The sequence below is a fragment of the Herbaspirillum sp. Her4 genome (assembly GCF_057961335.1).
Genome location: NZ_CM176330.1, coordinates 1,126,355 through 1,144,334, shown reverse-complemented (window position 1 = coordinate 1,144,334; position 17,980 = coordinate 1,126,355). Strand labels below are relative to the sequence as shown.

The following is a 17,980-nucleotide window of genomic DNA, read 5'->3' as shown; positions in this document are numbered from 1 at the left end:
GCGCAGGCCGGATGACTGGGAGCCGGAAGGGCCGCGTGGGGGTGGCCAGGCCGGTGCGATCGATTCAAGCAGCTTGCACGGGACCAGGCCTGGCGGCCTGAGTGACAACAACAAGATGATTCCACATCCAGCAGGGCCCGCCGGATCCGACATGCCGCAGCCGATGCCGCTGCGCACGTTGCTGGCTGAAATCAGCGCATTGACGCTGCACGTACAGCAACTGAGCCGCATGGCCGGCGAGGCCAGCGCACTGATCGACAACAGCCAGAGGCCCGCACCCATTGCCCCGTCACCCTCAGGAGTCAGCAGCCAGGATGACGAGGCCGATGCCAGCCCCGCCCATCCATCCCCCTCGGTAGACCTGGAAGATGCCATCCTGCGCATCTTCGACGAGACCTTCGGGCCGCGCACCGACACCCTGGAACGCCAGATGAGCATGAGCCTGATCGCCGAGATCGGCCCGGCCGCCTTCGTGCAGAAGGTGCTGTGGGGCGAGGAGATCAGCGACATCGCGCTGACCATCGCGCTGGAGCGCATGCTGCCCGCGCTGGAACTGCTGGTGGAGGCGCATCCGCGCGCCTTCCTGCGCCAGGCCAACTCGGTGCTGGGGCGCTTCAAGTCCAACTAGGACGTTTATTCAACTCACTTGTCCGGCGCGCTGCGCTTGAGCGAACGCTGCAAGTGCGCCGCAAAGCGCGAGGCCGCAATCGACTGCCGGTGATAGGCCAGCGACAGCTGCGCGCGCGGTGCCGGCTCGCGGATGTCGATATAGCGCACCTGGGCCAGCTGCACCTGTTCGATCGCCTCGGGCACGATGGAGATGCCCAGCCCCGCGGCCACCAGATTGATGGCCGAGGTCAGTTGCGGGGCCAGCTGGATCACCTGCGGATCGAAGCCGGCCGCCTGGCAGGCGCTGAAGATGTTGTCATAGAGTGCCGAGCCCTTGCCGCGCGGGACCATGATGAAATTCTCCCCGGCCAGATCCTGCAAGTGCAGCGACTTGCGCCGCGCCAGCGGATGCGAACGCGGCAGCGCCACCTTCAGTTTTTCCGCCGGCAGCTCGACCACGCCCAGCTCCGCCGAGGGCGTGGTGACGATGCGCACGAAGGCCGCATCCAGCTGTGAGGCAGCAATATCGGCCAGCAGCTGTTCGGTGATGCCTTCACTCAGGGAAATTTCCAGCTTGCGATGGCGTTCGCGGAATTGCTGCAAGGCGTGCGACACCAGTGGATGAAATACCGCCGACGAAGTAAATCCCATGCGCAACAAACCCACTTCGCCGCTGGCCGCCTGCTGCGCGGCACGCAAGGCCTGCTCGGCATCGTCCACCGCTTTCTGTGCGTGCGGCAGGAACACGCGGCCGACCTCGGACAGCTCCACGCCGTGCGAGGTGCGCAGGAAGAGGGCACCGCCGATCTCGGCTTCCAGATCCTTGATCTGCATCGACAGCGGCGGTTGGCCGATGCCGACCTTCTCGGCGGCGCGCGTGAAACTGCGCTGTTCGGCCACGGCCAGGAAATAGCGGAGGTGTCGGAGTTCCATGTCGGGCGCCCTGTGAAGAGTGGCTGATATCTGTTTTATAGATGGCAAGCGTGGGTGCCATATATTGGACAAGATAGCCGAATTATTCCAGACTGCCTCCCTCCACAACACACCCCGTGCGCCGGCCCATCCCTGGCGCGCGCATCGCCATGCAGTCCGTCTCCGATACCTCCACCACCGGCAGCAGCGCCCTCCACGGCAAGCCGGTCAAGCAACCCGCCACCGTTCTGCCGCGCGGGGCCGTGCGCGGATCAGCCGCCTATCGCAACATCGTACTGGCCTTGTTCTGTTCCGGTTTCGCCACGTTCTCGCTGCTGTATTGCGTGCAGCCGCTGCTGCCCGCCTTCGCGCAGGAATTCGGCATCGGTGCCGCGAGCGCATCGCTGGCACTCTCGCTGTCGACCGGTTTTCTGGCGGTGTCGATTCTGCTGGCGGGCATGGTGTCGGAACGCTATGGCCGCAAGGAACTGATGTTCGCCTCGCTGGCCACCGCGGCCTGCTGCAACCTGCTGGCCGGGGTGGCACCAAACTGGGAGCTGATCCTGGTGGTGCGTGCGGTGGAGGGCATCGCACTGGGTGGCGTACCGGCGGTGGCGATGGCCTACCTCGCGGAAGAAATCGATGCCAGCGGGCTGGGCTATGCGATGGGGCTGTATGTGGGCGGCAATGCCTTTGGCGGGATGGTGGGGCGGGTAGCAATGAGCACCATGTCCGAGCACATCGGCTGGCGTCATGCCATGCTGGCCATCGGCGCGCTGGATCTGGCGCTGGCGGTGGCCTTCGTGCTGATGCTGCCGGCCTCGCGCAACTTCGTGCGCAACGGCACGATGCAGTTGCGCGATCACGTCGCGCTGTGGAAGCGCCATCTGGGCCATGCGCGCCTGCCGCTGACCTTCGGCATCGCGGCGCTCAACATGGGCATCTTCGCCACGTCTTACAACTATGCGGGTTTCCGTCTGATGAGCCCGCCGTTCTCGCTCTCGGCCACACTGACCGGGCTGATCTTCAGCGCCTACATCTTCGGCATCGTGTCCTCTTCCTGGGCCGGCGCGCTGGCCGACCGCTATGGCCGCGCACCGCTGGTGGCGGCCGGCATCGCCACCTCGTGCGCCGGACTGTTCCTGACCTGCACCTCCTCACTGGCGCTGGTGATCACGGGCATCGTGCTGCTGACCATCGGTTTCTTCACCACGCATTCGGCCGCCAGCAGCTGGGTCGGGCGCATGGCCAGCAGCGGCCGCGGCCATGCGGCCTCGCTCTATCTGCTGTCCTACTACCTGGGCGGCAGTGTCCTCGGTTCGGCCGGTGGCTGGTTCTGGGAACACTCGGGCTGGAATGCGGTGGCCGCCTTCATGCTGTTGCAGGTGATGACGGCGGCCTGGCTGGCGCGGCGTCTGTGGCGGCAGGGACGCAATTGAAAAGGCCACCAGGCAAGAAGACCCGGACAAAAAAAAATCCCCGGCCGCAGCCGGGGATAATCCTCAAGACCTCAGTCTGTCAAATTACGGAGTCTTGTCAGTCGGGGTGGCCGGCGAAGTGGCCAGGGCTTCATTGCGCTGGGCAGTGGAGTCCTTCTTTTCCTGCTTCAACTGGGCCTTGGCGGCCTTCTTGTCGGCCTTGTACTCCTGCTTGGCAGCCTTCTTCTGCGCCTTGTACTCGGCCTTGGCGTCGGCATCAGCCTGACGCTTTTGAACGAACGGGTCGTTCGACGGCACAGCCGACGGCGTGGTCGCGGTGGCGCTCATCGGCGCAGTCGGTGCAGCACCCACGGCGTTGCCGTTGGTCGGTGCATTCTGGGCCATGGCGCTACCGGCCAGGGCCATGAACAGGGACGAAATCAGGATGTGACGAGTCTTCATGCTTACCTCCTTGCGTTGTGTTTATCAAAAAGCCCGAGGCTTTCAGTAAGGTCGGGGCGCTGGATCGTTGATCCATGTCCATCACTATAGGCAGGCTTGCTGTTGCGCTATGTCGGACAAGGTCTGATTCTCAGCTTCCCCGATGCCGCAAATTGATGAGCGGTTTCGTGACCTGCCGCTCAGCTCCATTTGCGTCATGCGTGAAGCTCTGAACGCATCCCGCACAACAAGGTTCGGAGGAAAGTGCAAGCGTCAGTGAGCGTTGCAAGCAATCGTAACAAGCGGGAACTGCCCGCCCGGCAAGGCTTGTACTCACTTTCCGGCGGGCATCACGGCAGCTTCGTTCAGCAATCCGCGCGCACCACCACCTTGCCGAAGGGCCCACGCTCCAGATGCGCCAGTGCCTCGGGCAACTGCGCGAATCCATATTCCTGTTCCACCACCGGCACCAGGCGCAGGTGATCCACGGCACGCACCAGGTCTTCCAGCGCACGGCGGTGTCCCACGCCGATGCCCTGAATGGTGTGGCGGCCCAGTAGCAACGGAAAGATCGAAGTCTGCAACTGCGCATCGCCCAGCAAGCCGATGACCGACAAGCGGCCGCCTTGCCTGAGGGCCTGCAGCGAGCGCCCGATGTTCTCGCCGCCCACCAGTTCCAGCACATGATCGGCACCCCGTCCTTCCGTCAGGGCCCGCACCTCGTGCTGCCATTCCGGATGCTGGCTGCGCAGCAGGCCGTGCGTGGCACCCAGCGCCCGTGCGCGTTCCAGCTTGCCGGCATCGCCCGAGAGGAGGATGGTGCGCGCGCCATGCGCCGCCGCCAGTTGCACACCGAACAGCGCCACGCCGCCCGTGCCTTGCAGCACCACCGTCTGCCCGGCGTGCAAGTGACCTTGCTCCACCAGCGCCATCCACGCCGTGAGGCCGGCGCAGGGCAGGGTGCTGGCCTGCGCATCCGTCAAGTGCAATGGCGCGGCGACGGCCCAGTCTTCCTGCAGCAGCACGTACTCGGCCAGCATGCCGGGACCGGGCGCGCCCAGTGCCAGCGTGCCCTGCGGCCAGGGACCATCGAGCCAGCCGCCCCAGAACGTGGAGATCACGCGCTGGCCCGCAATGAAACACTGCACACCGTCTCCCACCGCCACCACCTCGCCGGCCATGTCGGAAGCGGGCGTAAAGGGCGGCTGCACCTGCGCGCCGCCGGTACCGTTGTCGATGTTCATCTTGTCACGATAGTTGAGGGCGACGGCGGCCACGCGAACCAGGATCTGGCCGGGGCCAGGCCGGGGAATGGCGACGGTCTGCAATTGCAGGTGTTGCTTGCCGAACTGGCCGAGATGCCAGCGGCGCATGGTGTGGTCCATGGTGGCTCCTGATGATCGAGAGAAAAAGAAGAGCGCCAGTGTAGAAAAATTGCGCCCCGGCTTGTGGCGGACTTTTTTCTCTTGCTTGTAGAATCAGATTCACCAATCACCTGGCACTGCGGACAAGTTCGCAGGCCTCAGAGGAAACAAATGGACAGCTTCAGCGGCATCTCGGTCTTCATTCAGGCGGTGGAGGCGGGCAGTTTCATTCGCGCGGCAGAACGCCTGCACCTGACGCGCTCGGCGGTCGGCAAGAGCATTGCGCGGCTGGAAGAACGGGTGGGCGTGCGCCTGTTCCAGCGCAATACGCGCAGCCAGAGCCTGACCGCCGAGGGACGCGCCTACTATGAACGCTGCCTGCGCGCACTGGAAGAACTGGAAAGCGCCCAGGCACTGGTCGGCGATGGCCAGCGCGAGCCCGCTGGCCAGGTGCGCATCAGCACACCAGTCCTGTTCGGCCGACTGTGCGTGGCCCCGGTGCTGGTGGAACTGGCGCGGCGCTGGCCGCAGCTGGACATCGTGGCCTCCTTCACGGACCGCCGTGTGGATCTGATCGCAGAGGGGGTGGACCTGGTCCTGCGCAGCGGTCCCATGCCCGACACCAGTGACCTGGTCGCCCGCAGGATGGGCGCGCAGACCATGATGCTGTATGCCTCGCCGGACTATCTCGCGCAGCATGGCCGGCCGCGCCACTTCAAGGATCTGGCGCGGCATCACGGCATCCTCTACGGCAAGACCAGCGGCTGGCCCATCCGCGATGAAACGGGCGAAGTGCGCATCGCCACCGTCAGCAGCCGGCTGCGTTTCGACGATCTGGAAGCCATTGCCGATGCCACCGTCGCCGGGGCCGGGCTGGCCCACCTGCCGTGCTGGCTCATCCGCGACCACCTGAAGGCCGGCCGGCTGGTGAAGCTGATGCCCGAAGCTTCCTTCGCCACCATCGACATGCACCTGGCCTGGCCGCCCACGCGCCACTTGCCGCTGCGCGTGCGCACCGTGATCGATGCGCTGGCCGCAGCGCTGCCGCCGCTGCTGCGGGTCGACCGTCGCAAGATCACCGCGGCCGCCGCGCGCTGAGGCCTCAGGCGCGGCGTTGTTCCGCTGCCGGGGACTGAGCGGGCAGGCTCTCCAGCCAGCCTTGCCAAAAGCGCCGTACCGCCCGCTCGAACTGGCGGCCATGGCGCTGGGCATCGGCGCGCAGGGTGGCCAGGCTGAGGTTGCGGGTGTGGGCGATCTCGTGGGCGTGGCTCACCAGCCAGTGTTCGACCGTGCGCATGTCCACCTCGGGATGGAACTGCAGCGCCAGCCCATGTCGCCCCCAGGCGAAAGCCTGGTTGGGATACAGCGCCGACGACGCCAGATGACGCGCCCCCGGCGGCAGGTCGAAGGTGTCGCCGTGCCAGTGCAGCACGGGGGTCTGCTGTTCCACCAGTTCCTGCAGCCAGGGGGTCTCGGCCAGATGCTGGCCCGCCTGCAGGCTGGCCCAGCCAATCTCCTTGCCGCAGCTGCCCGGGTACACCCGCGCATGCAAGGCCGCCGCCATCAGCTGCGCGCCGAGACAGATGCCCAGCGTCGGCAGATCTTCCAGCAAGCGTGCCCGCAGCCACGCCACTTCCGCGCGCAGCCAGGGATAGGACTCGCTGTCATACACCGCTACCGGGCCGCCCAGCACGATGACCAGCTCGGCATCCAGCGGCGAAACGTCGATGAAGGACTCCACCCCGACATCGAAATAGCGGATCTGGTAACCGCCGGCAGTGAGCAGCGGGGCCAGCTGGCCCAGGTCTTCGGTGGCAACGTGACGCAGGGCGAGGGCGGTTTTCATCGGGCTGGTCCTGTGAGTGATATGAAGGGAAAAGCTGGCGAACCCGGCTTCGCTATATCGTAACGTATACAGCGTCTGCCTGAAAAACTTGCTCAAAATAGTTGAACAAGTCATTGGTATTCTCTATTGATGAAATAGAAAAAGCTTTGCGGCGGCGCAAAAGATGGAGGGCCAGCTAAAAGGCAGATATGAAAGAAATTTCGTCTTAACCCTTTTAAATCAACAACTTGATCCCAATATCCAAGAAGAAGAAATGCAAATTCTTGTCAAAATCCCGTGTGCAGTTGCGACGTAAAATCGACGGTACAGCCTCGAAAAAACTGATTGTTCGCGTTTCTGGAATGATGTATTCCGCTTTATCCGGTTTTTCCCGGCGGCGGAAATCCCTAAACTGGGTTCCACGATGACAGCACACAACGACTGAACCACAAGGGTAGTCACAGGTTGCAGTGCTCATCTTCTTACTCACAAAGGAACGATCATGAACACCAAGAATATTGCCAAGAACCTGTTTGCCGGTCTGCTGCTCACCTCCGCCGTTGGCGCCGCCATGGCCGAGGCACCGTATCCTGCCGAGACCCGGATCGTCTCGACCAAGAGCCGCGCTGAAGTGATCGCCGACCTGCAACAGGCCCGCGCCAACGGCGAGCTGCTGGTCACCGACCAATATCCGGTCGACAAGCCCTTCGTCTCCACCAAGACCCGCGCCGACGTGGTCGCCGAGCTCAAGCAAGCCCGCGCCAATGGTGAACTGCTGGTGAGCGATCAATATCCGGTGGAAAAGCCTTTCCACTCGACCCTGACCCGCGCGCAGGTGCAGCAAGAGCTGCAACAAGCCCGCCAGGACGGCACCGCCGTCAGCAACACCCAGGCACCTTCGCTGTAACCCGCACCATCCCGTCCTGACCCGGCCTACGCGCCAGGCCAGGGCCGCAGCAAACGCACCGGCGATCCCGGTGCGACAGTCTCTCCCCAGGCGGGCCTCATGAAAGCGACGTTCTCTCCCCTCGGTCGCCGGTAGTGCGGCCCGCCTGCCTTTCCTGCCTGCGGCCCCCCGTCTTCAACAGGCCTCTGCAGATCTGCATGGATGCGATTTCGCCACCACGAATCTGCCTGCTCCATTCATTCCATTTTCTAAGTTTTCTGCAAGACGATTTGCCTCGTCTCGAAGGGCATTTCTCCTATGAAGAAGCACTTCAAACGACAATTTCAAGACTGTCATAAAACTTAAATTTTGACTTTTGCATTTATAAGTTTTGCGAATATCAAGTTATAAGTTTTTCTGCATCCGCTTGTTCTGGATTTCGGAATGATGAATTCCGTTTTGGCCTCTTTATCGATTTGCTGCAGATGCCTACACTGGATTCCAAGATGACAGCACACAACGACTGAACCACCAACGTCGGCCCAGGTTGACGTGCTCATCTCCTCACTCACCAAGGAACGATCATGAACACCAAGAACATTGCAAAGAATCTCTTCGCCGGCCTGCTGTTGACCACCGCCGTCGGTACCGCCATGGCTGAAGCCTCGCGCGTCCCCGACACCAAGTTCGTCTCCACCAAGACCCGCGCCGAAGTCATCGCCGAACTCCAGCAAGCCCGCGCCACCGGCCAGCTGCTGGTGACCGACCGTGACCAGGACGTCAAGGCCGTGGCCTCCGCCAAGACTCGCGACGAAGTGCGCGCCGAACTGGTCCAGGCTCGCAACAATGGTGAACTGGCCATCTCCAACCAGTAAGCCCTGACGCATCAGTCTCCGTATCGGCATCACTTCGCACCGGCCTCGCCGGTGCCAGCGTTTCTCCCCAGGCGGGCCTCATGAAAGCGACGTTCTCTCCCCTCGGTCGCCGGTAATCTTGCCCGCCTGCCTTTGCGCTTCCGCATTCCTCTCTTCATCGTTTGCTGGCCATTTTTGTGGAACAGCATGCAGTCCCATTTACTTAGTTTCTGGTGCAACAAAGTCTTAGAAACGTCCATTCCTGTTTCTAAGTTTTCTTGCGCGACTGCCTCGACCATTTGGCTCTCATTTATCAGTCATGCATGTGACCACGAGGGGATCGCTGAAGAAATCGAATTGTTAGTATTTTTCGGAACAATGAATTCCGGTTTTTCACCTTTTTCCCGGTGCCGTGTTTCCCTAAACTGGGTACCAAGATGACAGCACGCGATGACTGATCCACCACCACCGGAACGGGTTGACGTGCGCATCCTCTCTCACGAAAAAGGAACCCATCATGAACACCAGGAACATTGCCCAGAACCTGTTTGCCGGCCTGCTGCTGACCACCGCCGTCGGTGCTGCCATGGCTGAAGCCCAATACCCCGCTGAAACCCGTTTCGTCTCCACCAAGACCCGCGCCGATGTCGTAGCCGAGCTGCAACAGGCCCGTGCCAATGGCCAGCTGCTGGTGAGTGATCGTGACCAGGACGTGAAGGCCGTGGCTTCCGGCAAGAGCCGTGATGAAGTCCGCGCCGAACTGGTCCAGGCCCGCGCCAATGGCGAGCTGGCCATCTCGAATCAGTAAGTTGCGGTCGCAAAAAAGGCGCCCCGGACCAGCCGGCGCGCCAGATTCCCCTCCAGGCGGGCCCCACGCAAGTGCGGCCCGCTTCGTTTTGTTCAGCCGGTTTTCTCTCCCGGCGCGCCATCGATGATGGTGTCCAGTGCCTCAGGCTGGTTGCGCGACGATACCTCGGCGCGCAGGCGGGGCAGGGCTTCCGGATAATTGCTGGCGATGAAGCCGATCATGTGCTCGCGGATCTGGCAGCGCAGGTCGAAGGCCGAGCCCGAATCCCGGGCCGAGACCAGCAGGCGGATCTGCATGTTGCGTTCGCTGGTATCGGTCACGTGCATCACGCAGACGCGCTTGTCCCACAGCGGCAGGGTCTGGCAGACGCGCTCGAATTCGGCGCGGATGGCGTTCGTCGGCACGGCGAAATCCAGCCACAGGAAGACCGTGCCGAGGATGGTGGAGGAGGTGTGGGTCCAGTTCTCGAAGGGATTCTCGATGAACCATTGCAGCGGCACGATCATGCGCCGCTCATCCCAGATCCTGACCACGACGAAGGTGCCCGTGATCTCTTCCACACGGCCCCATTCCCCCTTCACGATGAGCACGTCATCGATGCGGATCGGTTGCGAGAAGGCAATCTGCAGGCCGGCGAAGAAATTGCCCAGCACCGGCTTGGCCGCGATACCGGCGACGATACCGGCCACCCCGGCCGAGGCCAGCAGGCTGGCACCGAACTGGCGCGCACCGGGCAAGGTCAGCAGCACGAAGGCCAGGCCCAGCAGGGCGATGATGAAGTAGGCACTGCGCGAGAGCACGCGGGTCTGGGTGAGGATGCGGCGTGCCTTGAGGTTGTCGGCCACATCATAGGGATTGAGGTTGACCACCGTGGTGCTGACCGATTTCACGCAGCGCATGAGGAACCAGGTCAGCGCCAGGATGAAGGCCACCGAGGTCAGGTAGGAGATGCGCGTGAGGCCGGGGGTATTGTCCGGCGCACCGGCCAGCACCAGGCGCAGCATGAAGAGGATCACGCAGGTACGGCTGGCATTGAAGGTGACGGTCGTGGCAGTGGTGGTAAAGGGCCGGCCGCGCGCCAGGCGTCGCACCAGGGCGATGCCCATGCGATGCAGGACGATGCCGACGACCACCGCCACCAGGGCCACGCCCAATACGATCAGGCCGGAGCGCAGCGGCCCCTCGTTCATGTTGTACAGAAAATCGAGATCCAGGCTCATCCGTTTCCTTCCATCCAGAGTGTTGTTGAAGCGGTACGCGCGGGGCGCTTTTTCCGGTTCGAACAGGGATGGGGGAATTTGTTTCCGTCAATTTTCTGGCAGGGGCCCGGCTGATGCGACTGATCCGGCGGCTGCCGTGGCCTCCAGCGCCGCCACCAGCAGGCAGGCGGTTTCCACCGCCGCCGCCTGGGCCAGCTCAACCGGCGCCGGCCGCTGGCGCGTGAGGGCGTGCAATGCGGCCCCATCCTGCGCCTGCAGGGCTTGCGCCAGGGCAAGCAGCCAGGCTGGCAGGGACGCTTCGACCGGCTGCGGATGCGCCCACAGATGGCTGGCCGCCGCAGCCAGGCGGCGCGACAGGGCCACCGCCGTGCGGCCGCGCCCGTGATCGCGTTCGGGCCAGCCGCGTTCACGCGCCAGGCGTTGCAACAGCAGACCGGCCTCGACGTTGGCCACGCAGGCCGCGCGGCGATGCGCATGCAGCGACGACAGGCGGGCCTTGTCGGCTGCCGTGTCGTGCACCGCCAGTGCCGCCGTCAGATAGGCCAGATTGAGACCGGCCATGGTGCGCAACTGGCCCTGCGGATCGGCCTCGTGGCGGCGCGGCCAGAACAGGTAACTGGCCAGCACCGCCACCAGCGCGCCGATGACATTGTTCCCCGCGCGCAGCGCGGCATTGGCCAGCTCATGCGCGGGATCGCCACCGACATCGGCCACCAGCACGAATACCGGCGTGAGAAAAGTCGCATACAGCCCATAGCTCACCGGGCGCAGCGCCATCGTCAGTACCGTCAGCGGGAACACCAGCAGCGCCAGCCCCAGCGGCGAATGCACCACCAGGCAGACGGCCACGGCCAGCGCGCCGCCGACCACGCTGCCGACGGCGCGCTCCATGCTGCGCGACCAGCTGTCGGCAATGCTGGGCTGCATGACCAGCATGGTGGCCATGGTGGCCCAGTAGCCGAAGGGCAATTCCAGCAGATGCACGATGAGGTAGGTCGCCCCGGCCGCTGCCGCGCAGCGCCAGGCGTGATGCCATTCCGCCGATCCGGCGCGCACGTGCAGCGCGGCCTTGCGCCCCAGTGCGCGCAGGCGGTGCAGCAGGGCAGACATGCCGTGGCGCGCCTGATGTCCGGCGCGGGCGGCCTGCTTGAGGCGGGCCGGATCGTCCGCGCCCAGGGCCAGCGGGGTATCGAGCTGCTGCAACAGCCGCCCGGTGCCGCTGGGCAGGCGCGCCACCAGCTGGCGCAGGCGCAGCATGATGCGCGCATCTTCATCGGCGGCAATCGCCTCGCCGCGCTGCATCTCGCGCTGCATGGCCTGCAGCTGGCGCGCAATCGCACCCAGCACGCGGGCACTGCGCAAGCGCGCTCGCAGGGGCTGATAATGCGTCAGCTGCAGGTCGGCCAGCACGGTGATGCCATCGAGGAGAGCGTCGGCGCGCGCCAGCCGCACCAGCAGATTTTCGTAGAGGCGACGGGACTCGGTGCGTTCGACCGCCACCGCATCGAGTGTGCGATGGGCGGCGGCCAGATCGAAGCGCGCATGGCGGCGGGTGTGGGCCGCCAGATCGGCGGCATGCACGGCATAGGCGGGATCGGCGGCATCGGTCTCGGCCGCGAGGGCGGCCAGCTCGGCCAGCGTGCCATAGGCGCGTGCCACCGCCTGGCGCGCCGGGGCGAAGGGGTGGATGCGCCACACCGTCAAGCCCAGCAGCAGCGCCCACAGGCAACCGGCGAAATAGATCAGGACATGGCTCTGCGCCAGCGGCCACAGCACCACCGGCGCGTCGGCCATGATGGCCGAGACGCCCGCCGCCAGCATCAGCACCAGACCCGCTGCGGCCCCGTAGATGCGCGAGAAGCCGGCCACGCCGGCGCAGGCCATGATGGTCAGCAAACCCGCTTCCACGCGCCAGCCGGCGGCGCTGGCGGCGATCATGCCGCCCAGCGTCGAGGCCAGCGCGAAGCCGCCCATGGAGGCCAGGCGCGCGCGATTGGAACCGGCGCTGTCGGCCAGGCTGGTCAGGAAGGCCCCGATGGCCGCCCACGAGAACAGGGGATTGCCCAGCCACTCGCCCAGCAGCAGCATGGCTGCCGCCCCACAGGCCGCACGCAGGCCCTCGGAGAGGTTGGCGTGACGCAGCGGGAACTGCAGGCGCCAGCGCTCGACACGGGTGCGGCAGCGGCGGCAGTAGTGCAGCAGCAGGAATCGGTAGAGGGAAAAACGGACGGAAAAACGCGACGACAAGAGCGGCGGCATGATCGTGCTGGCGAGCGGGCAGGTGGAGGAGGGCAGGGCACTCGTGGAGAGTGCCGACACCTGCGCACTCACGGCGTCAAGACGTCATTCCGGTTCCGAATTCACGAGTGAGGAGGGGCGGCAGGTATCGGCAGGGCCAGTATAGGAATCAGGGCGTATTCATGGCATGACTTAAATTCACCGATTCCATTCCAAAATGGAATGCTGACGCTTTTTGCACCGAGGCGCTCCGGTACGCTCTTTTCTCTTTACCTGTGCACGCGGCCACCCGCAAACAATTCCTCGCTCAAGGCCATCCACGCCCGCGCCGCATGCGAGAGATACCCGCCGCCGCGTGTGACATAGGCGACCTGCCATTGCACTTCCGGCTCCACCAGCCGCACCGCCTGCAGCTGGTCGGTGGCGAGGCGGTGGATGAAGGGTTCGGGCAGCAGCGCCGCCCCCATGCCGGCCAGGGCCATGGCCACCAGCCAGTCCCACTGGGCGCTCTGGGCCACGATCTCGGGCCGGATGCCCAATTCCCCGAACATGCCGCGCAGGCTGCGGGTGAGGCCGAACTCGTTGTTGAGCAGCACCAGCGGCATGCCATCGAGCTGGGCGCAGCGCAGGGTGGCGCGGTTCTTCTGGAAGCGGCCGGCCTGGGCCACGGCCCACATGGGATAGCGCGCCACCGGCAGGGTCTGCAGTTCCAGTTCCGGATCAGCGGGCAGGACCGTCATGCCGATTTCCAGTTCGCCATTGGCCACGCGTTCTTCGATCTGCGGGCCGGTGTCTTCCTTCAGGACGATGGCGATCTCGGGATGGCGTTCGCGGAAGGCCTTCAGCACCGGGGTGCAGAGGATGTTGATCATGGGCGGGATGCCGATCTCCAGACGGCCGCAGCGCAGCGCCTTGGTATCGCGCACCTCGGCATCCAGGCGCTGCATCGAGGCCAGGATCTGCTGGCCCTGCTCATACACCACGCGCCCGGTATCGGTGAGCTGCAGGCGGCGGCCATCGCGCACCAGCAGCGGGGCGTCAACCTCGTCTTCCAGCTGGCGCACCATCTTGCTCACGGTGGACTGGGTCACGTGCAAGGCATCGGCGGCGCGGCTGAAGCTGGCCAGGCGGACCGTCTCGGTGAAGTAGCGCAGGGCGCGGATGTCCATGGCAGCGGCTTTCGGCGGTGTTTCAGGGTGGCAGGGAAGTATGCATTTTCCGACTGGAACGGCGGAATTTTAATCATACAGTGCATACCTGCCGGCTCCTATACTTGGGACAAACAAGATGCAAGAAGTCCGTCATGGATGCACTTCTCACTCCCTAAAGAACCCGAGCAGGAGCACACTCTCATGGATAGCCAGCGCATTCGCCAGCCCGCCTTGGCCGGCAAAGTCATGTCCGCCGCCGAGGCGGCCACCTTCTTCCACAACGGCATGACCATCGGCCTGAGCGGCTTTACCCGCGCCGGTGACGCCAAGGCCATGCCACGCGCGCTGGCCGACCGCGCCGCGCAGGAAGAGCTGCATTTCACCGTCATCACCGGGGCCTCTCTGGGCAATGGCAGCGATGGCCTGATGGCCGAGGCCGGCCTGCTGGCGCGACGCTTGCCGTTCCAGGTTGATCCCACACTGCGCAGGAAGATCAATGCGGGCGAGGTCATGTTCATCGACCAGCATCTCTCGGAGACGGCCGAACAATTGCGCAGCGGCACGCCCTCGCGCGTCGACATCGCCGTCATCGAAGCTGCGGCGATTACCGAAGAGGGTATCGTACCGACCATGTCGGTCGGCAATTCGGCCAGCTTCGTGGAGCAGGCGCGGCATATCGTGATCGAACTCAACACCAGCATGCCGCTGGCGCTGGAGGGCCTGCACGACATCTACCTGCCGGCCGCACGACCCGAGCGCAAACCCATCCCGCTGACGGCAGCGGGCGATCGCATCGGCCATCCGACCATTCCCTTCGATCCGGAAAAGGTGGTGGCCATCGTGCTCACCGAGACGCCCGACAGCCCCTCCTCGGTGCTGCCGCCGGACGATGAGACGCGGGCCATTGCGCGTCACGTGATCCATTTCCTCGAATGCGAAGTGGAAGCCGGACGTCTGCCGCATACGCTGGCGCCACTGCAGGCAGGCATCGGCACGATCGCCAATGCGGTGCTGCACGGGCTGGTGGAGTCACCGTTCCGCAATCTGGTGATGTATTCGGAAGTGCTGCAGGACAGCGCCATTGATCTGCTCGACTCGGGCCAGCTGTCTTTTGCCTCGGCCTCCTCGATCACGCTGTCGCAGGCCAAGTATGCGCATTTCCTGGCCAACCTGGATCGCTATCGCGACAAGCTGGTGCTGCGTCCGCAGGAGATCAGCAATCATCCGGAACTGGTGCGCAGACTGGGCATCATCGGACTCAATACCGCGCTCGAATTCGATATCTACGGCAACGTCAATTCCACCCACGTGGGCGGCACCCACATGATGAATGGCATCGGCGGCTCGGGCGACTTTGCGCGCAACGGACAGCTATCGATCTTCGTGTCGAAGTCGGTAGCCAAGGACGGGGCCATTTCCAGCGTGGTGCCCATGGTCTCGCATGTGGACCACAGCGAACATGATGTGGACGTGCTGGTCACCGAATGGGGCCTGGCCGACCTGCGCGGCCTGGCACCGCGCGAGCGCGCGGTGAAGGTGATCGAGCAGTGCTGCCATCCGGATTACCGGCCGCAGCTGCGCGACTACTTCGAACGCGCCTGCCGGGCCGGTGGCCATACGCCGCATCTGCTGGCAGAAGCCTTCACATGGCATCAGCACTACGCCAGCCACAAGACCATGCGGCTGGACTGATTCTTCACATCGCGCCTGGCTCCACGCCGGGCGCACCCCGTCCCACGGCCTGGTGCACCACGGAGGGCATCGCTTCCTTCATGGTGTCGATGAAGTGGCGCAGCCGGGCCGGGTAGAAACGTGCATAGGGGTACATCAGCGACACCGGCAGCGGTGCCGGCTCCCACTCCGGCAGCAATTGGACCAGGCGGCCGGCGGCCACATCCTCGGCCAATACCCATGATGAGCCTACCGCCACGCCCATGCCTTCGATGGCGATATTGCGCAACGCATACAGGCTGTCGGTGATCAGCTGCGGACGGAAAGCCACCTGGCGCTGTTCGCCGCTGGTGGCGTGGGTGAGCGTGATTTCGCGGCGGTAGAAGGCCGGAATGGCGATCCACGGGAAATCCGCCAGCTCTTCAGGCTGGCGCGGCAGGGCCCGGCCCTCCAGCAGCGCGGGGGCCACCACCGTCATGCGCGGCACCTCGGCCAGGTGGATGGCCACCACCGAGGGATCATTGACTTCGCCGACCTGGATGGCGCAATCGATGCCCTGGCTGATGAAATCGGCGGCACGGTCATGCAGCAGCCATTCCACGGTGATGCGCGGATGGCGCTGCATGAACTGCAACAAGGGCGCGATCAGCTGCTTCTGCCCGAAGGCGTGCGGCACCACGACCCGCAGCGTACCTTCCGCGTGCTGGCGGGCACCGCGCAATTCGCTTTCGAACTCATCCCAGCCGGCCAGCAATTCCTTGGCGCGCTCGTAGCAGCGTTCGCCATCCTCGGTCATCTTCATGGCATGGGTGGAACGCTGCAGCAGGCGCACTCCCAGCGAGCGCTCCAGCGCCTGCAGGCGGCGGCTGACGGTGGGCTGCGTGGTCGCGAGCTGGGCCGCGGCTGCCGACAGGCTGCCGGCCTCGACGATGCGCACGAAGGTCTGGATCAGCTCGATGCGGTCCGTCAGGCCGGTGGCGGAGAAACTGGGGGCAGGGGAGAGGGGCTTGGTCATACGGCTAACGTATAACAATTCTGCCGCAGGCGCTACTACCAGATGCGAGCCGGGAAGCGGACAATCCGCTCCAACGCTGGCAGAAAGGGGATTTTTCCGGGCCGGCAGCCAGACTCACTTATTGAGGTTCCATCATGAACAGCATTCCCAAGACGCATACAGCCGCTCCCGCGGCGGCTTCCTCTCCTGCCCACGGCCTGTCGACCGGGCTGATCGGCCTGCTGGCCACCGGGGCCGGCCTGGCCGTGGCTTCGCTCTACTATTCGCAGCCCATGCTGGGCGTGCTGGCCGATGACATCGGTGCCTCCGAGCGGGCCGTGGGCATGGTGCCGATGTCGACCCAGCTCGGGTATGCACTGGGCATCCTGCTGCTGGCACCGCTGGGCGACCGTTATGACCGCCGCCGCATCATCCTCATCAAGGCGGCCATCCTGACGGTGGCGCTGCTGCTGGCCGGTGCGGCGTCCGGCATCGCTACCCTGCTGGCCGCCAGCCTGGCCATCGGCCTGACGGCCACGCTGGCGCAGGACATCGTCCCGGCCGCCGCCACCCTGGCACCGGAGCAGCATCGCGGCCGCATCGTCGGTACCGTCATGACCGGCTTGCTGCTGGGCATCCTGCTGTCGCGGGTGGTCAGCGGTTTCGTGGCCGAGCACTTTGGCTGGCGCGCCATGTTCGTGGGGGCCTCGGCCAGCATCGCGCTGATCGGTCTGGCCGCGTGGCGCGGGCTGCCGCGTTTCCATCCGACCACGCATCTGTCGTATGGCGCACTGCTGGGCTCGCTGGGTACGCTGGTGCGCAAGCATGGCGCGTTGCGCCGTGCGGCGCTGGCCCAGGGCTTGCTGTCGGTCGGTTTCTCGGCTTTCTGGTCGACGCTCGCGGTGATGTTGCATGGCGCACCGTTCCACCTCGGCAGTGCGGCGGCCGGTGCCTTCGGTCTGGCCGGTGCGGCTGGTGCGCTGGCAGCGCCCCTGGCGGGCCGCATCTCGGACAAGAAAGGTCCGGAGCTGGTGACCCGTCTGGGTGTGAGCCTGGCGGCGCTGTCCTTCGCCTCGATGGCGCTGTCGCCGTGGTTCTCGACGCAAGGTCAACTGGTCTTGCTGGCACTGGCCGCCATCGGCTTTGACCTGGGCGTGCAGGCGACGCTGGTGGCGCATCAGACCATCGTCTACAGCATCGAACCCGGTGCCCGCAGCCGTCTGAATGCGGTGCTGTTCGTGGGCATGTTCATCGGTATGGCCGCCGGTGCGGCGCTGGGCAGCCTGGCGCTGGCACAGTGGGGCTGGATCGCGGTGGTGGCGCTGGCAGTGGCGGCGGCCGTGCTGGCCCTGGTGGTACGCATGTGGCCGGGAGCAGCCAAGGCCCGTTGAGTTGGCGCCCTGCGGTGGTCTTGCCAAGGACAACGGTCCCGGCGTTTGCCGGGACCGTTTTTTTTATATTTTTTCCACAGGCCGGACCATTTTTGCCGGATGGGAAGATGTGCTGCCGGCTCCCTCCCCGGGTCCACATCTTTTATAATCCGGGGCAGGAGACAACCCATCGCCAGCATGTTGCCCGCCCATCAATGC

At 64.8% G+C, this 17,980-nt stretch carries 17 protein-coding genes; 8 read left to right on the top strand and 9 right to left on the bottom strand.

The window, feature by feature from the left end; translation table 11 throughout:
- Positions 1–151: 151 nt before the first annotated feature.
- Positions 152–628: a hypothetical protein gene (locus ACWFUC_RS05185; protein WP_252697518.1), complete on the top strand. Its 477-nt coding sequence runs from the start codon at positions 152–154 to the stop codon at positions 626–628.
- Positions 629–642: 14 nt separating this feature from the next.
- Here ACWFUC_RS05185 and ACWFUC_RS05180 read toward each other — a convergent pair whose 3' ends face one another.
- Positions 643–1,542: a LysR family transcriptional regulator gene (locus tag ACWFUC_RS05180; protein ID WP_209534901.1), complete on the bottom strand. Its 900-nt coding sequence runs from the start codon at positions 1,540–1,542 to the stop codon at positions 643–645.
- 149 nt (positions 1,543–1,691) lie between these two features.
- Here ACWFUC_RS05180 and ACWFUC_RS05175 point away from each other — a divergent pair, with 149 nt between their 5' ends.
- Entirely contained in the window at positions 1,692–2,960 is a 1,269-nt protein-coding gene (locus ACWFUC_RS05175) for an MFS transporter (protein ID WP_489625518.1), read from the top strand.
- 84 nt (positions 2,961–3,044) lie between these two features.
- Here the strand turns inward: ACWFUC_RS05175 and ACWFUC_RS05170 are convergent, their stop codons facing one another.
- Both ACWFUC_RS05170 and ACWFUC_RS05165 read right to left on the bottom strand, forming a co-directional pair.
- Entirely contained in the window at positions 3,045–3,401 is a 357-nt protein-coding gene (locus tag ACWFUC_RS05170; RefSeq protein ID WP_034332285.1) for a flagellar biosynthesis protein FlhF, read from the bottom strand.
- A gap of 344 nt (positions 3,402–3,745) precedes the next feature.
- Positions 3,746–4,765: a zinc-dependent alcohol dehydrogenase family protein gene (locus tag ACWFUC_RS05165; protein ID WP_489624283.1), complete on the bottom strand. Its 1,020-nt coding sequence runs from the start codon at positions 4,763–4,765 to the stop codon at positions 3,746–3,748.
- 150 nt (positions 4,766–4,915) lie between these two features.
- On the opposite strand from ACWFUC_RS05165, the gene ACWFUC_RS05160 reads away from it, so the two are divergent.
- Positions 4,916–5,842 carry a LysR family transcriptional regulator gene (locus tag ACWFUC_RS05160; RefSeq protein WP_489624282.1) on the top strand — a complete coding sequence of 309 codons (927 nt, stop codon included), beginning with the start codon at positions 4,916–4,918 and terminating at the stop codon, positions 5,840–5,842.
- Between the two features lie 4 nt (positions 5,843–5,846).
- On the opposite strand, the gene ACWFUC_RS05155 is transcribed toward ACWFUC_RS05160, so the two are convergent.
- Complete coding sequence (locus ACWFUC_RS05155) at positions 5,847–6,590, bottom strand: glutamine amidotransferase (protein WP_134137633.1); 744 nt, start codon at positions 6,588–6,590, stop codon at positions 5,847–5,849.
- Positions 6,591–7,071: 481 nt separating this feature from the next.
- Here ACWFUC_RS05155 and ACWFUC_RS05150 point away from each other — a divergent pair, with 481 nt between their 5' ends.
- Both ACWFUC_RS05150 and ACWFUC_RS05145 read left to right on the top strand, forming a co-directional pair.
- Positions 7,072–7,476, top strand: coding sequence for a DUF4148 domain-containing protein (locus tag ACWFUC_RS05150; protein ID WP_489624281.1), 405 nt, complete (start codon positions 7,072–7,074; stop codon positions 7,474–7,476).
- A 563-nt stretch (positions 7,477–8,039) separates the two neighbouring features.
- A complete protein-coding gene (locus tag ACWFUC_RS05145) occupies positions 8,040–8,330 on the top strand; it encodes a DUF4148 domain-containing protein (protein ID WP_034332278.1) in 291 nt (96 codons plus the stop codon).
- Positions 8,331–8,359: 29 nt separating this feature from the next.
- Here the strand turns inward: ACWFUC_RS05145 and ACWFUC_RS05140 are convergent, their stop codons facing one another.
- Positions 8,360–8,608, bottom strand: a complete 249-nt coding sequence (locus ACWFUC_RS05140; RefSeq protein WP_489624280.1) for a hypothetical protein — start codon at positions 8,606–8,608, stop codon at positions 8,360–8,362.
- Between the two features lie 218 nt (positions 8,609–8,826).
- Between ACWFUC_RS05140 and ACWFUC_RS05135 the strand changes: the two genes are divergently transcribed.
- Positions 8,827–9,117, top strand: a complete 291-nt coding sequence (locus ACWFUC_RS05135; RefSeq protein WP_489624279.1) for a DUF4148 domain-containing protein — start codon at positions 8,827–8,829, stop codon at positions 9,115–9,117.
- Between the two features lie 92 nt (positions 9,118–9,209).
- Here ACWFUC_RS05135 and ACWFUC_RS05130 read toward each other — a convergent pair whose 3' ends face one another.
- The 3 genes from ACWFUC_RS05130 to ACWFUC_RS05120 form a co-directional block, all read right to left on the bottom strand.
- Complete coding sequence (locus ACWFUC_RS05130; protein ID WP_121037321.1) at positions 9,210–10,337, bottom strand: mechanosensitive ion channel family protein; 1,128 nt, start codon at positions 10,335–10,337, stop codon at positions 9,210–9,212.
- Positions 10,338–10,424: 87 nt separating this feature from the next.
- The gene (locus tag ACWFUC_RS05125; RefSeq protein ID WP_489624278.1) at positions 10,425–12,668 is read right to left on the bottom strand and encodes an FUSC family protein; all 2,244 of its coding nucleotides are present in this window, start codon (positions 12,666–12,668) and stop codon (positions 10,425–10,427) included.
- 176 nt (positions 12,669–12,844) lie between these two features.
- Entirely contained in the window at positions 12,845–13,744 is a 900-nt protein-coding gene (locus tag ACWFUC_RS05120; RefSeq protein ID WP_489624277.1) for a LysR substrate-binding domain-containing protein, read from the bottom strand.
- Between the two features lie 183 nt (positions 13,745–13,927).
- Here ACWFUC_RS05120 and scpC point away from each other — a divergent pair, with 183 nt between their 5' ends.
- A complete protein-coding gene (gene scpC / locus ACWFUC_RS05115) occupies positions 13,928–15,418 on the top strand; it encodes a succinyl-CoA:acetate CoA-transferase ScpC (protein WP_489624276.1) in 1,491 nt (496 codons plus the stop codon).
- 4 nt (positions 15,419–15,422) lie between these two features.
- Here scpC and ACWFUC_RS05110 read toward each other — a convergent pair whose 3' ends face one another.
- The gene (locus ACWFUC_RS05110) at positions 15,423–16,412 is read right to left on the bottom strand and encodes a LysR family transcriptional regulator (RefSeq protein ID WP_489624275.1); all 990 of its coding nucleotides are present in this window, start codon (positions 16,410–16,412) and stop codon (positions 15,423–15,425) included.
- 134 nt (positions 16,413–16,546) lie between these two features.
- On the opposite strand from ACWFUC_RS05110, the gene ACWFUC_RS05105 reads away from it, so the two are divergent.
- Positions 16,547–17,782 (top strand): MFS transporter, encoded by a 1,236-nt coding sequence (locus ACWFUC_RS05105; protein WP_039788464.1) that lies wholly within the window; start codon positions 16,547–16,549, stop codon positions 17,780–17,782.
- Positions 17,783–17,980 lie beyond the last annotated feature (198 nt).

Bases quoted from the DNA above. Each gene is read 5' to 3' on its own strand.
- ACWFUC_RS05185 (WP_252697518.1), top strand. From the start codon at position 152: ATGCCGCAGCCGATGCCGCTGCGCACGTTGCTGGCTGAAATCAGCGCA.
- ACWFUC_RS05180 (WP_209534901.1), bottom strand. From the start codon at position 1,542: ATGGAACTCCGACACCTCCGCTATTTCCTGGCCGTGGCCGAACAGCGC.
- ACWFUC_RS05175 (WP_489625518.1), top strand. From the start codon at position 1,692: ATGCAGTCCGTCTCCGATACCTCCACCACCGGCAGCAGCGCCCTCCAC.
- ACWFUC_RS05170 (WP_034332285.1), bottom strand. From the start codon at position 3,401: ATGAAGACTCGTCACATCCTGATTTCGTCCCTGTTCATGGCCCTGGCC.
- ACWFUC_RS05165 (WP_489624283.1), bottom strand. From the start codon at position 4,765: ATGGACCACACCATGCGCCGCTGGCATCTCGGCCAGTTCGGCAAGCAA.
- ACWFUC_RS05160 (WP_489624282.1), top strand. From the start codon at position 4,916: ATGGACAGCTTCAGCGGCATCTCGGTCTTCATTCAGGCGGTGGAGGCG.
- ACWFUC_RS05155 (WP_134137633.1), bottom strand. From the start codon at position 6,590: ATGAAAACCGCCCTCGCCCTGCGTCACGTTGCCACCGAAGACCTGGGC.
- ACWFUC_RS05150 (WP_489624281.1), top strand. From the start codon at position 7,072: ATGAACACCAAGAATATTGCCAAGAACCTGTTTGCCGGTCTGCTGCTC.
- ACWFUC_RS05145 (WP_034332278.1), top strand. From the start codon at position 8,040: ATGAACACCAAGAACATTGCAAAGAATCTCTTCGCCGGCCTGCTGTTG.
- ACWFUC_RS05140 (WP_489624280.1), bottom strand. From the start codon at position 8,608: ATGGTCGAGGCAGTCGCGCAAGAAAACTTAGAAACAGGAATGGACGTT.
- ACWFUC_RS05135 (WP_489624279.1), top strand. From the start codon at position 8,827: ATGAACACCAGGAACATTGCCCAGAACCTGTTTGCCGGCCTGCTGCTG.
- ACWFUC_RS05130 (WP_121037321.1), bottom strand. From the start codon at position 10,337: ATGAGCCTGGATCTCGATTTTCTGTACAACATGAACGAGGGGCCGCTG.
- ACWFUC_RS05120 (WP_489624277.1), bottom strand. From the start codon at position 13,744: ATGGACATCCGCGCCCTGCGCTACTTCACCGAGACGGTCCGCCTGGCC.
- scpC (WP_489624276.1), top strand. From the start codon at position 13,928: ATGGATAGCCAGCGCATTCGCCAGCCCGCCTTGGCCGGCAAAGTCATG.
- ACWFUC_RS05110 (WP_489624275.1), bottom strand. From the start codon at position 16,412: ATGACCAAGCCCCTCTCCCCTGCCCCCAGTTTCTCCGCCACCGGCCTG.
- ACWFUC_RS05105 (WP_039788464.1), top strand. From the start codon at position 16,547: ATGAACAGCATTCCCAAGACGCATACAGCCGCTCCCGCGGCGGCTTCC.